10 protein-coding genes are annotated in these 14,281 nt (G+C 46.6%); 2 read left to right on the top strand and 8 right to left on the bottom strand.

Features of this window, described 5'->3' with window-relative positions:
• Positions 1-92: 92 nt before the first annotated feature.
• On the bottom strand, positions 93-1,001 hold the full coding sequence (locus U2F10_RS03375; protein WP_499870766.1) for a helix-turn-helix domain-containing protein: 909 nt from the start codon (positions 999-1,001) through the stop codon (positions 93-95).
• Between the two features lie 88 nt (positions 1,002-1,089).
• Between U2F10_RS03375 and U2F10_RS03370 the strand changes: the two genes are divergently transcribed.
• On the top strand, positions 1,090-1,797 hold the full coding sequence (locus tag U2F10_RS03370; protein WP_499870764.1) for an aspartate/glutamate racemase family protein: 708 nt from the start codon (positions 1,090-1,092) through the stop codon (positions 1,795-1,797).
• 61 nt (positions 1,798-1,858) lie between these two features.
• On the opposite strand, the gene U2F10_RS03365 is transcribed toward U2F10_RS03370, so the two are convergent.
• Positions 1,859-3,325 (bottom strand): NB-ARC domain-containing protein, encoded by a 1,467-nt coding sequence (locus U2F10_RS03365; protein ID WP_499870763.1) that lies wholly within the window; start codon positions 3,323-3,325, stop codon positions 1,859-1,861.
• A 211-nt stretch (positions 3,326-3,536) separates the two neighbouring features.
• On the opposite strand from U2F10_RS03365, the gene U2F10_RS03360 reads away from it, so the two are divergent.
• Positions 3,537-4,244 (top strand): Crp/Fnr family transcriptional regulator, encoded by a 708-nt coding sequence (locus tag U2F10_RS03360; RefSeq protein WP_499870761.1) that lies wholly within the window; start codon positions 3,537-3,539, stop codon positions 4,242-4,244.
• 158 nt (positions 4,245-4,402) lie between these two features.
• Here U2F10_RS03360 and U2F10_RS03355 read toward each other — a convergent pair whose 3' ends face one another.
• From U2F10_RS03355 to U2F10_RS03330, 6 genes are all read right to left on the bottom strand, one after another.
• Complete coding sequence (locus U2F10_RS03355) at positions 4,403-5,773, bottom strand: MFS transporter (RefSeq protein ID WP_499870759.1); 1,371 nt, start codon at positions 5,771-5,773, stop codon at positions 4,403-4,405.
• Positions 5,774-5,942: 169 nt separating this feature from the next.
• On the bottom strand, positions 5,943-7,688 hold the full coding sequence (locus U2F10_RS03350) for an ABC transporter ATP-binding protein (RefSeq protein ID WP_499870758.1): 1,746 nt from the start codon (positions 7,686-7,688) through the stop codon (positions 5,943-5,945).
• Positions 7,681-8,523, bottom strand: coding sequence for a class I SAM-dependent methyltransferase (locus U2F10_RS03345; protein WP_499870757.1), 843 nt, complete (start codon positions 8,521-8,523; stop codon positions 7,681-7,683). Before U2F10_RS03345 ends, U2F10_RS03350 begins: the two co-directional genes overlap by 8 nt.
• Positions 8,524-8,582: 59 nt before the next feature.
• Positions 8,583-10,370, bottom strand: a complete 1,788-nt coding sequence (locus U2F10_RS03340; RefSeq protein ID WP_499870756.1) for an ABC transporter ATP-binding protein — start codon at positions 10,368-10,370, stop codon at positions 8,583-8,585.
• A 131-nt stretch (positions 10,371-10,501) separates the two neighbouring features.
• Positions 10,502-11,695, bottom strand: a complete 1,194-nt coding sequence (locus U2F10_RS03335) for an MFS transporter (RefSeq protein ID WP_499059010.1) — start codon at positions 11,693-11,695, stop codon at positions 10,502-10,504.
• Positions 11,696-14,188 (bottom strand): TonB-dependent receptor domain-containing protein, encoded by a 2,493-nt coding sequence (locus tag U2F10_RS03330; protein ID WP_499870754.1) that lies wholly within the window; start codon positions 14,186-14,188, stop codon positions 11,696-11,698. It abuts the gene before it with no gap.
• Between the last annotated feature and the right edge of the window lie 93 nt (positions 14,189-14,281).

The raw sequence follows: 14,281 nt of genomic DNA, 5'->3' as shown, positions 1-14,281 counted from the left end.
GAAAGCCACTGTAGAGTAATGCTCAAGGCTCGACTACTCACATCGGGTCAGAAATAACGATTTCTGGTCAATGGGGTGTTTTAATTGGGCATTTAGTGAGGGTCAACCGTTTTTATTTGGTGAGGTGTTTGGTGGTAAACCCGCTTAAATGCGGTAATAAAGTGGGAAATGTTGTCATAGCCCACCTCATTGGCGACAGCCGTGACAGACCATCGTTGCTCGACCAATAAGGTGTAAGCGTGGGCAAGTCGTTGTTCAATAATCCATTGTTTGGGTGTGGTTCCATAGAGTGCCTTAAACTCCCGATTAAAGCTAGAAACACTGCGACCTGATAAGGCAGCAAAATCTTTTGCACTAAGATGGGAGATGATATATTTCTCCATCAGGCGTTTGATGTTGCGTTTGGGATTTTCTTGTTGGTTGACAGACAAGTTGGACCGTAGTTGTTGGTCCTCATCATTGATGTCGATGATGTGCAAGATTTCTAATAATTTTAGCTTAAGAATATGGGGAGAATGATGCCAATACCTGTAGCTAGCGATCAACGACTCAAAAAACAGAGTCACTGCCGGGCTTTTGTCTACTTTGAGAAATGTGCTTGTGCTGTTTGATAGTTTAGGAAGACTAGTACCAGTCGCTAGAAAATCGGTAACAACATCGTCACTTAGAAACAGTAAATAGGCCCTTAATGAGCCATCGGTACTGATGTAGTCTGAATATAGATTTAGCCCTTTGGGTAAGAAGACAGCTTCGTGCTGTTGCACGCGGCAAGCATGGTTATAGCAGTTGGTAATTGTTTCCGTACCTGTTTCGATATAAACAATGCAGGGAGCGCTGGTGTGGAACTCTACATTGATCAGATCTTGCTCAAGGGCCTTATAAAAGATGGCAGAGTCTTGATTGTGAAGGAGAAGCTTTATATCTCTCATGCTGTGTAGAGCAGAGGGAATGTAGAGAATATTATTCTCACAGTGCTGTGCTGTTGATTTCTTTAAGCTCATACAGGCATCTGGGACTTATCCACGGCATACAATGGTAGCAAGCATTTTGATTGTGTGATACTGGGGCTCACATGATAGGGAGACTGCGATGAAAACAATTGGTTTGTTGGGCGGCATGAGTTGGGAAAGTACCGTGACCTATTACCGGGCCATTAACGAAGGGGTAAAACAGGCCCTGGGCGGATTGCACTCTGCCAAAATCGCCATGTATAGTGTCGACTTTGAACCCATTGAAAAATTACAACATGCGGGTAATTGGGACGAAATGGCAAACATCCTGTCAGAAGCCGCACTGGGTGTGCAGGCGGCTGGGGCTGATTTTCTACTGATCTGCACCAATACGATGCATAAGGTGGCTCCCCAGGTGGAGGCTGCCATTGATATTCCTTTGCTGCATATTGGTGATGCGATCGCAACCACCCTACTTCAGCAAAATATTCAAACGGTTGGCCTGCTGGGAACCGCGTTTACCATGGAACAAGACTTTTATAGCGGTCGCCTTAGGGATAACCATGGCCTGAATGTTTTAATCCCCAATCACCATGACCGCAAGATTGTTCACCAAGTTATTTACCAGGAACTTTGCCTGGGAAAAATAGAAGCCCAATCCAAAGCGGACTATCTACGAATAATCAATGAACTGGCTAAGCGCGGAGCCGAAGGAATTATTCTGGGCTGTACTGAAATCGGTCTGCTTGTACAACAAACTGACACTGAGGTAAAACTGTTTGATAGTACCGTTATCCATGCAGCCAAAGCAGTTGAATATGCCCTACCACAGGTAGCAATAGATTAGCCGCATCGAATTGACAACAGTCACTGACATGGGTGATATGGGCCTGTCCCCCATGGTTATCCTAGATGTCATTGTTGTCTAGGATTGTTGCCAAGATAGTTAGGTTAAACACAAGATAATCATTGTTAGGATAATGTGCTTTAGCTAGACCAAGCCAACTTTCCATGCACAGTGAGGGTATCTGAGGCCGTTGACGGTAGGCCGATTGTAATGCGCTCAGAATGCGATCGCCAAGAATATCGTCGGTACCGGGGCGTAGCAAACAATGGCTCCTCAGGAGTTGAAAGGGTTGAATGCTATCCTGTTGCTGCGCCTGACTAAGTTCCTCTAAAATCTTCTGAACCAATTTTTCAATTACAAACGCCATCACCATGGGTTGCAAGCTAAATGCGGGTTCATCTGCCAAAAAGTGTCGGGTGATGAGGGCAGCGGCGACTAACTTCGATAAGGACTCAATCACCGCTCCTGGTTCACACATTAATAGGTGTGTTTGCAGTCGACATAGGGAAATTGGCTCTTGCCAAATGGCCAGCCAGAAGACAATTGTTTTTTCCAGCCCAGTCAGATGGTTAAATTGTTGTATTAAAGGTTGCCGGATCGGATTGGTTAAGATCACGCTGCCTTGCTCTAGAAACTGGGTGAGCTGACCGCCGAAGGTTGTTTTAATGGTCAATGAGATCAATTTTAAGGCCAGGGGATTATGGCCATAAAGACGAGCAAGGGCCTTGAGCTGATGGGGATGCCCACCACAACCACAGCTCTCTAACAGCTGAACAGCTGCAATAGGAGATAAACCAGGCAGCGATAACGACTGCACTCGATTTAACGTTTGAAACTGCGAGGGTAAGGGATCGTGGCTAATAACCAGAACACAGCTTTGGTGACGAGCGCCGGTAATCTGGTAGAGAAAATCTAAATAGGCTGTGAAGTTATCCAGGATGATCAGCCATCGTTCCTGTTGCATTTTTTTACGCAGCTGTTTTACCCCCTGATCCACGGTTTCTATGGGAGCATCTAGTAGATCTCCGAGTAGTGTTTCGAGGGATAATAGGGAACCGACTGACCGCCAGATGACGCCTGTAAATTCTGGCTGTAGCTGTTCAGCCAGGGCTAAGGCCAGGGTTGTTTTTCCGCTACCACCCAGGCCGCTAATATTGACTAGCTTGGTCTGGTCTTCGAGAACCCACTCCTGCAGCTGTTGGAGTTCCTGATCACGACCGTAAAATTGCTCAATGTCAGGGGCATCTCCCCAATCCACGACAGTTGGGCTAGACGGGGTAGCCTGGCTAGCCTCCGGCAACTGCTCTTCGGCAATTTCTTGCCAGTGCTCAAGGCCTACGGTCTGACAGATGGCAATAAAGGCCTCTTGCTGGATGCGTTCGCCACGCCAGAAGCGTCGTAAAGTAGCCCTCGATGTGTGGGCGTCCTGCCACCAGCGGGCGGTACTCGTTTTAGTCCAGCCACGGCGCTGACGGGCCTGGTTTGCGATCGCAAGTCCCTTTTCCGAAGCTCGTACCGACTGCCCCATGCTGCTCAACTATCCCAAAATCATATAGTCGTGGGTGACCATGTCCATAACTGGTTTGAGTATACCCCTGGTTTTAAGCACTGAGCCAGATATTGCTTGGCTAGATTTCGACTTGGGTAGTCATCTCATCTCGTCCTAGACTGTAATCAGTATAGTTTGCCAACCATTCGTCATTTTTCCCTTGATATAGCTCAAAAACGCCTATACCCCGATGCAAGCAACGATTTCTCAACTCACCCAGATCCAGTTGTTTGTGGCCCTTGACCCAAAAGAGCTAGAACAACTTCAACCCCATACTCACATTCAGCATTATCAACGTGAGACAATTGTCTTGCATGAGGGAGATATCCTTCCTCAAAAATTACACATCCTGATCAGTGGCATACTGCAAGTTCAAAAAAGTGCCACAACCGGTAAGGAAACAATCCTGCGCACCCTTAGAAATGGAGATATTTTTGCAGCTCCAGCTCTGTTTGGAGATGCTAGGGCCCCAGCCACCGTTATCGCCATGGAAGATTGTCAGGTATTGACACTGTCTAAAGCCAATCTCCTCGATACCATTCAGCAATCACCAGAAGTGGCACTACGGATACTAATGGTGTTTAATCAGCGACTGCAACGGTTGCATACCATGGTGCATGGCTTGGTCTCAGAGCGAGCTGTGGTGCGGTTGGCCCAGTTAATTCAATATTCTGTCTGGCAGCATGGCACAGATATCACCGATGTTGGAGAACAATTGCGAATTAAGCTGCCCTATTATCAAATGGCTCGCAGTATTGGTATTACCTACGAAGAATGTGCTCGCTTAATGAAAAAACTAGAGGCCATTGTTCAATACGATCGTGGAGGTAAGATTGTCATTCTCAATCAAGATGAACTGGAGATCCTTGCTGCTGGAGACATTGATCTTAATCAGTAATAGAATTAAAGTGAAAGCTCTCTTTGAGATAATTTTTCCAATCAGAGAGTACCTGTGAAATCATACTGTGCGGGCATCATGTCATCTCTATGGACCGCATTCCTTGCGGCCCAGTACGACAATCAAGTCGACCGACGTGGATGACGGGTTAGTTTCTGTCAAGATAGAGATGAATGGCTAAGCCCTGGTTTCATCGCTTCATGAAAATGTAAGTGACTGTGAGGCTGAGTCCTACCGTTATCAGCATAATGCTCATCATGGATATGTTCGTGCTCATGCCAGAGTCCAGTCTGTAGCTGGGTGAGACGTTGAGGTTTTAACCACAGGTATATAACCACCAAAAATACAGATCCAATCAGACTACTGTATAGAAAATGGTAGTCAGGGGAATAGTGACCTAACCAGCCTGCCAGTGGATAGGCTAAGGCCCACCAAAAATGGCTCCAAGCAAATTGAGCACCGTAGACTCGACCCTGGGCTTCTTTGGCTACCCGGCTGGCAATGAGGGTTTGGGTGGGAACATTAACCAGGGTTGTTCCCATACCGGCTAAAGCCCATAACAACAAGAGAACTCCAAACCCGGTAAGATTGGCCGTCATCAGGGTCAGGGTAATCAAAATTCCACCAATGCTGGTTAACAAAATGGGGCTGTGCTTCTTTTTGGCATTGCCTAAACCAATGGAGGTGATGGTGGCACCAATACCAAAGGCCGCCATCACCCAACCATATTCGAGCTTTCCTAATTGCAGAGTGCCCTGGACATAGCCCACCGTATTCACAAGAATTTGTGCGCCTGCGATCGCAGCAATCAATTGCAGCATCAGTGCATAACGAATGGGAGGATCGGCAAATAAACAACGAGTCCCGGTTTTGATATTGCGAATAACGGTTTCAACAGCTTTAGCATCTGTTCTCAAATTTGCAGATGCATTGTTGCCTGCTCGCAGGTGTCCTGGCAGGGTGGCAATTAAAATGGCCGCCACCAAAAACGTTATGGCATCTAGAAAAAAGACCTGTCGTGTGCCTACCCAGGCGGCAATACTCCCTGCCAGGCCGGGGCCTAAAACCCCTAACAATTGATAGGTAGCGCTGGATAAGGCAATGGCCTTGGGGCATTCGTCTTCGGTGGTCACTAAGGGAATTGTGGCCTTATAGGTAGGGGTAAAAAAGGCGTAGAACACATTCAGTAAGAATACAATCCCATAGATGTGCCAGGGCTGGGTAATAAAGGGCAGCAAGCAGACAATTCCCATGCGGACCAAGTGTGTGGTAATCATCAGGCGTTTACGATCAATCTGGTCTGCGATCGCACCTGCAATGGGAGCCAACAGCACAAAGGCGAATACCCGTAGTGTGAGAGCTCCCGCCAGAATAGTCCCTGACTTCTCCCCCGCTATCTCAAACGCTAATAAAGCAAGACCTAACCAGGTCAGCGATTCCCCCACCAAATTAATGGTTTGAGCTAAATAAAGTCTGGCAAAAACAGGGTTAGCCAACCCCTGTAGCCATCGAGGACGCTGTTTCCACATACTAAAAATCCAAATGTTATTAGAGCACTTTAAAGTGCTCTGAAATGCGTTAATCAGATGCCCCCCGGGGGCATCTGATTAACGCATTTATTATATCCCCCCGGGGGGGATCCGCAAGCTAAAAAAATATGCTGTTGCTACAAGGGAAACACCAACAGCAAAATATTTGCTAAGCCGCAATTCTCCAACTTTGAGATTGCTGCTGTGCATTCCATAGGTTGGCATAGCGCCCCTTTTGGTTTAACAACTCCCCGCTGGTTCCCTGTTCCACAATCTCACCGTCTTCCAACACTAAAATCAAATCAGCGTTGGTAATTGTGGATAGACGATGGGCAATAACAATGACAGTTTTATCAGCAATCAAATGATTGATAGCGGTTTGAACAGCCACTTCACTTTCCGTATCCAAAGCTGAGGTGGGTTCATCTAACAGCACAATGGGAGCATCCTTAAGTATCGCCCGGGCAATGGAAACCCGCTGACGTTCTCCGCCTGATAGGGTACCGCCAATTTCACCAATGCGGGTATCGTAACCATGGGCTAATCTCATAATAAACTCATGGCAGTTAGCGGATCGAGCTGCTGCTTCCACCTCCATATCAGTGGCCTCGGGTTTGGCCATGCGAATATTGTTGAGGATAGTATCGTCAAATAGATATACATCCTGAAACACCACCGAGATTGATGTCATTAAATGAGTGGCATCCACCTGGCCTACATCAACACCGCCAATGCGGATAGCGCCCTGTTGCACATCGGCAAAGCGGCTAATGAGTCGAGTGATGGTAGTCTTGCCACTGCCAGACGGACCTACCAACGCTGTCAGTGATTTAGAAGGTAATTGAAAAGACACGTTTCGCAACGCCCACTCTTGCTGCTGGGCATAGCGGAAGGACACATGCTCGAAGGTAATGTCAAACTGAGTCAGCTGCGTGGAAGCAGGATGTACGGGTAGGGCAGGAATAGCCATGACGGTTTCGACGCGTTCTAAGCCAACTTCCATCAAATCTAGAATGCTGGTGTAGGCAATTAGTTGAGAGATCGGCTCAGTAAATCGCATAGCGATAACAATTAGGGCAAGCAAAACAGGAATAGAGAGGCTGCCTTGCAAAATAAACAAAATACCTAAACTAATGATCAACAAAATGCCAACTTCTACCAATGTTGCCATGGTCACCAGAGGTAGCGTAATCAACCGCTCTCCTTTAGCTTGAACCTGGCGCTGACGATCGAGGGCCGCTTGCAGCAATTGTGAGCTTGCTCCCACTTGTCCAGTAGATTTAAGGACGGGTAATCCCTGGATATACTCAACAATTCGGGACGCTGCCTCGGCATCGGCCATGGAAACATCTCGCAGGGATCTTTTGACTAAATCCCGTGTGTAGCGATAAATGGGAATGGCCAAGGGAAATGTCAGCAACAGTGAAACCGCCAGTCGCCAATCAATAAATAAGGTTACTAGTACCGTCATCAGCGGTACAATTAAGGTCTGAATAATCAAGGTTGCTAAACTACCAATCCAGAGAACAATTTCACTGACATTGCCACTCATGACAATATTGAGATCCCCTGATTGTCGTTTATTAAGTTCTTCCAATGGCATTTGTCGTAGCTTCTCTGCCAACCGCAGTCTAAGGTCATAGGCCATATCGGTGGATGTCAGCCATCCAAAGTCCAGCTCTCGCCAGCGAATTGCCCCTTCGACGATCACCAGAAAACTGAACAGGGCAAGTAACCGCCAAACCTGCTGCATATCAACAACAGGAGAAGCCATTAAGGCCGATAGCAGTGGAAAAAAAAGTGCAAAGATAATTCCTTGAATAATAGAAGCGCCAACAGATAATAGAAGTGTGGTTTGCAGTTGAGGCTGATGGGAACCTGCAACACGCATCATGCGGCGATATGTATTAAGCATTTTTATGAATCTGCAAGTGTAGAATACGGCCACCCTGTTTAAAAAGAGGGGTCAGGATAGGAGCAATGTATCTTGCCCATAGGGGTAAACGAGCAGTATGGGCAGCAATCCTGGTCAGATAACAATGTTCGCTCTTGAGCGTAATGCCAGGTTCCCAGTTTTCTAGATCTTTGGAGTTGTCAATCCCTGACTTAAATTCAGCATCTGTTTTAGATACGGTGTCATGATTAGCTGAATTATTGGATATTCTGCGGCTAATCACATCGAAGATGAACTCTGTCGGTGATAGGCGTGTGCAAATTTGTGACATCAGGGCTCGATTATCGGCCTCACTTAAATAACAAGAAACGCCTTCCATGACAATCACAAGATGCTGGTTAGGTAATCGCTGAATTTGATCAATCCAGGAAAAATCTAAAACAGATTTTCCAATAAATTGGTAGCGCTCGTTTTCTTCAAAAAACTTACGCCGCAGCTCAATCACGTCAGGTAAATCTATTTCATACCAACGGACACTGCCGTTATCAATTCTGTCAAATCTTGTACAGAGTCCACAGCCTAAGTTAATAACAGTTGTATTGGGCTTGTCAGTCAGCAGCTCTCTGATGATCTGATCAAATTCCTGTAACCGAACGATAACCCCCAGATTGGACTTCCATCCCTTAGCATACTTATGGAAGTCGTAATTAATTTTGTCTAGGACTTCTACTGCTTTAAGGTCTTGAAAAAAGCTATCGGGTCTCTGTGTTTCAAGATATCGGGCATACAGGGTGATTAGCAACGTTTCGGTCACCCCTGTTAATTTTTCAGTTGATTCACGTTGATAGGCGCTCATGTCACTTCTATAACACGTGTCGATTCATTAGGATTCTCAAGAACTGCTGCTGCTGTCGACTACAGGGCTAGCGCTGATTGGTCATTTTGTATGTTTAAGCCCCAATTCTGAGCGGCTTGATGACGCGACCATAGCTGGTTGTAAAGGCCATTGGCAGCAATCAGCTGGTCGTGGTTGCCTAGCTCTATTAAACGACCTCGATCAAGTACAGCAATTTGGTCGACCTGAACAATGGTTGCTAATCGATGGGCAACGACTATCAAGGTTTTATCTCGGGTGAGGGCGGCGATCGCAGCTTGAATCAATGCCTCATTTTCTGGGTCGGCAAATGCTGTGGCCTCATCTAACACCACAATAGGATTATCCTGGAGAATAGCGCGGGCAATCGTGATGCGCTGACGCTGCCCCCCCGACAACTGTCCTCCCCGTTCACCCACTAAGGTGCCATATCCCTGAGGTAAATCCAGAATAAATCCATGGGCTTGGGCCGCTTGAGCCGCTTCCTCTACTTCTTTTTGAGTAGCATCGGGGCGACCTAGCTTAATGTTGTTGAAAACGGTATCTTGCAACAAAAAGGTATCTTGAAAAACAAAAGAAACCCAGGACATTAGCGTCTCCGAGGTCATCTGACGAATATCCACGCCTCCAATTTCAATAGCTCCCTCATCAACATCCCAGAATCGAGGGAGCAGACGAGCCAGGGTGGTCTTACCAGCCCCCGATGGTCCGACTAAAGCGGTCAAACTACCCGCTGGCAACTGAAGCGATATGTTTTGCAATGCAGGAGCCCCATCGCCATAGGCAAACGTGACATTACGGAAGGAGATCGATGAGTCTGTAGGCTGCTGCGGCTGCATGGGTTGAGGCAACGTCGGCTCCGCTAACACAGCACCAATCCGCAACGCTCCGGCATTGGCCTGATTAATCAGGTAAGAAAGGGTAAAAATAGGTTTAAAGGCACCACACAATCGAGGAGCTAACAATAGAAAAACTAAAAATCTCGGTATTGTTAAACTCCCATGGGAGACCAACCATGTTCCCACCGTAGATACCAATACTAGGGTAGGTAATGGTTCAAATAAGAGAGATCCTAAACGAGCAGAAAACTGAGTCTTATTGTTCCAATCTCGCAGGCTCTGGGTAAAGGCATCGAGAGCTGTTTGAAATCGTGCAAATGAACTACTACCATCGTCAAAGGTACGCACCACTTGCATGCCCTGAACAAATTCAATAATTACACTATTAATAGACTCATTGGCTTGATCATAGGCATCTCGCTGATCTTTATAGTCTCGCAACGCTAGTTGAATAAAGATTAGTCCTACGGGTAACACCATTAAGGTTGCCAACCCTAATCGCCAATCAGCAATTAGCATGGCTATCAAAGAGACTATCGGAATGGTGTACGCCTGACCGATCAATGGAGTACTGTCAGCCACAAAGGCATGAAGAGATTTAACGTCGTCTTGCACCAGCTTTTTGATCGCGCCTGAACCAGTGGCAATAACATATCCCAGGGGAACTTTGGCCAAATGTTCAGCAAGTGCGGTACGTAAAATCACCTCAAGGTTAAAGGCCCCAATGTGGGAAACTCTAAATGCAAAGCTGCGAGATGTAAAAGCTATAAGCACTAAGACTACGGCCACTGCAACCCAACGCCAAATTACCTCTGGCACCGGTGCTACAGATAGCAGTTCCGCAGTGATAAAGGGAATAGTCAATAATGAGGCAAGACTGCTACAAGAGCTCAGGGCAGAGAGTGCGATCGCAACAACAATTCGCCCCTTAACCGGAGCCATGGTGCTCCAAATCCCAGTTGGTGGCTGAGTAAAGTGTGACTTAGTCATGGGCTTTTTCATAATGCGGCCATCGTAGCTAATATCAAGCAATACAACATTCTTGAAACGGATTTTTTTATATTGAAAACGGATTTTTTCCCTTGTCTTTTATCCGTTGCTTCACCGTATTTTTAAACGGACTATTGTGCCAATGTTAGCGTTCGACGCATCAGAAGAATCGTTAAAAAGGCCACCGCTACACCTACTCCGAAAACTCCTTGATAACCGATTGCTGAAGCAACTACACCACTCATACCAGCCGCCATAAAGCTACCCAGATAAACAATGGATGTTTGAGCCGTATAGTCTGTTCCTGGAGCTGCCAATTGACTTTTATCCATCATGACAGTGGATGACACCGTAAAAGTAGCACCACTAGCAAAACCAGTTACTATGGTGACAAAATGGAGAACTAATTGATGACTAATACCCGATGCAGGCAACAGGTATGTCAAAATAGCAATCATTTGTACTCCCCCAAAAAAGATTAGAGAGCGCTTTCGCCCCATGGGCACCACGAGCAATCCTGATATCACAGCGCCTGCAATGCTAGCGCCATTGCCAACTACTCCCAAGAGCCAACCGATATCAGCCAATGACAACCCAATATCCACCAAAAGGGGGCGAAACATGCTATCCGCCATGGTGCCACCAATAAGATATAACGTGAGTAGCATCAGCCAACGCCACACCCCAGGACGACGATAAAAATTGGCCAGATCCATCCAAATAGGTGCTTTATGAGCTACCTTTGAAGAATGTTCCCGATATTGCAATATCGGGAAAAGTGCAACTACTATAATCAATGCCAGGGCAAGCAGACTATTTCGCCAGCCCCACTGATTGAGTAAAACCAGCATGGCACCGCCCCCCAACATCGCCCCCAAATAATTACCTGTCATTTGGATGCCGTTGCCCCAGCCTCTCTCGGTTGGAGTTAGTAGCCTCACTGCCAAAGCATCTGTGGCAATATCTTGGCTAGCAGCTAATGTGGCCATAAGCATCAGTAACCCAAACAACAACATAAAATTGGTTTGGAAGCTTACAAATGCACAGAGGGCAGCCACACCCGCTAACAGTAATTGAAACGTAACAATCCAAAAACGGTAATGTCCCCAGCGGGTATGGCCATAGCGATCAATTAAGGGAGACCAAAACACCTTCAGCAACAAAGGCAGCGCTAGCAGATAAACCAGCCCAATGAACTCCAAAGACACCCCCTGTTGGCGCATAAAAACAGGCAGCGCCTGGACAAAAAACATCAGCGGAATGTACTGCGAAATATACAGACTGCTCAAGAGGAGTAATTTACGGCCCCGTCTGTGACTGTTCATTTAGAAATTAGACTTGAACTGAACACCATAGGTTGCTGGAGCACCAAAGGAACCTGCCCGTTGCCCACCGATATCAAAGCCTTGAATAATATATCGAGTATCAAAAAGATTATTGGCAAAAAGATACACCCCATACTGATCAAATTCATATCCCAGACGAGCATTTATCAATGCATAGGCATCTTGTTTCAAAGTATTAGCCTCATCAAAAAATGTCTTGCCAACACCCTGCAATTCTAACCGGCCAAACAATCCAAACGGTGCTCGATACTGAGCTGCTACATTGTAGGTCAACTCGGGGGCATAGGGTAGGCTGTTGCCATCAAAATCAACCCCCGTATTGGCGTCAGTGAAGTTGGTAAATTCAGCATCAACCAAACCTAATCCCGCTAGCAAATCCAAACCTTCAAGGGGCGTTGCCCTTATATCAAATTCCAAACCCGTGATACTAACATCGGCATTGTTTACACTATCAGTAAATAAGGTGATTGGATTAAATGTAGCCACCTGATAATTGTCGACGGGATTATGAAAAAGAGAGAGATTGACCCCTAGACGATCATCAAACCAAGTAGTTTTAGCCCCCACTTCAAAGTTCCAGGAGCGCTCAGCATCAAACACTAGAGAAGCCTCACTGCCATCTGCAAAAACATTGACACCAGCCGGACGGTAGCCCCGTGAAATGCTGCCATACAGGGTAGCCTCTGGACTCAACCGGTAGTCAATAGCAAAGCGTGGTAAAAGTGCATCAGAACTTTGATCGACATCTTCAAATGTAGCCAAGGGAGTGTCAGGAAAACCTGGAACACGAAATACCTGGTCAAAGCGTGAAAGCTCACTGTCGGTATTCTCGTACCTCAGACCGACAGTGAGACTCAACGGATCAATCGGCCGATAGCTAACTTGGCCAAATGTCGCCCAAGTTGTATCGCGAGAATCTGCGGTATTAATACTGCTAGATCCCGGAATGGTCATTGGCCCCAAAACCGCTGCCGCATCATCCCCAAAAATCGACTTAAAGCCATTATTGTCAAACTCTCTAGACTCAAAGTAACCGCCTACAATCCACTGCAGCTGCTCCGCTGCTTCTGGAGATTGCAAGCGTAATTCTTGAGTCCATACGGTTGAATCCAACTTGCTGGTAGATCGCAGTACATCCGCCACTGTTAGATCAACTTCCCCCAGAGCGTCCTGTTCCGAGAAGCGACGGGTGGTAATCGAAGTCACTCGGAAATCTGGCTGGAGATAGGCAACCTTCAAAGATTGACTATTAGTATTGAGATCGCTGAAGCCATTAAAGTCCTGTTCTATGTCAAAGGGATCATCATCCAACAATACTAACGGATAGGCACCATCTTGATAATCTTCCAAGGATGCATTAATGGAAATGTCCCATGCGTCCGTTGGTGTCCACCGTAACTGTGCCCGACCTGTCCCCCCTGATTTCTCATCAAACTCCTCATCTAAAAAGCTGTTGTCATAAAAGCCATCACGCCGTTCAAAGCTACCGGACAGTCGATAAAACAGCTCATCTTCAATAATCGGGCCGCTTACCCCAGCTTGAAGGCCCAGGTTTTCTTCGCTACCGTAGCCGAGGGCACCATTGAACGACAATTCATTCGTCGGTTTGCGAGTGATAATATTGACTACCCCAGCCTGACTACTGCGGCCATAGAGGGTGTTTTGCGGCCCCCGCAAAACTTCCACTTGTTGAAGATCAGGCAGATCAAGGTCAAGGAAACTGCCATAGTCATAGGGCACATCATCAACATAGAAGGCCACCGGATCCCGAGAGCCAAAGTTTTGGTTAGATAGACCACGCATACTGTAAAACGTAAAACTACGGCTGCCAGTGGCCGAAAAAGAGGAAAAGTTTGGGGTATTGCCAGCAATTCCATCAAGGGTGGTAATGTCTCCATCTTCCAGTTCATCTTCAGTGAGCACGGTTAGACTAATGGGAACATCCTGAACAACTTCAGACGTTTTCTCCGCTGTGACCACAATGCGCAGAGTATTTTCCTCAGCCAAGTTATCCGTCGCTGCTTGTACAACGCTAAACAACAGTCCTGTTTCCTCTACAGTGATATCTGCAAATGGAGCTTCACTGACCCCCGAAATAACTACCCGCACCTGACTGTCGGGTTGATTGCTAACACTGACCAAGGCAATGTCATCCGTCAGATCCACTGCTTGAAACTGTTCACCATCCGCCAAAACTAAAACTGCATTTGGAATATCTGCAATCAAATCATTGCCAACAACAGAGGGGGAAACTGGTAACAGTTGCCCTGTCGAGGCTCGTAAAAACAAATCGACACCCGAGTCGGTAGGAACCAGCCGAACATCTGTAATCTGAGTTAAAGTCTCAACTTGAACCGGCACCTCAATATCAGACCTGGGCGACTGAGATAACCAATCTTCGTTAGCTTCTACCGCAGCATCTACTAGACTCACTGTGGAAGACTCTTCATCTAGCCTTGCCGTTAATCCCACGGATTCAGCATGGGCCGTTGAACAAATAAAAATCCATGATAGACCAGCTAAACATAAGCTCTTTAGCAGATACAGTTGTCTCACGTTATTTCC

The organism is Leptothoe sp. EHU-05/26/07-4, from assembly GCF_043421015.1.
GTDB lineage: Bacteria > Cyanobacteriota > Cyanobacteriia > Phormidesmidales > Phormidesmidaceae > Leptothoe > Leptothoe turfae.
Note: the sequence above shows the minus strand (reverse complement) of the source record. Positions and strands in the feature narration are given on the sequence as shown.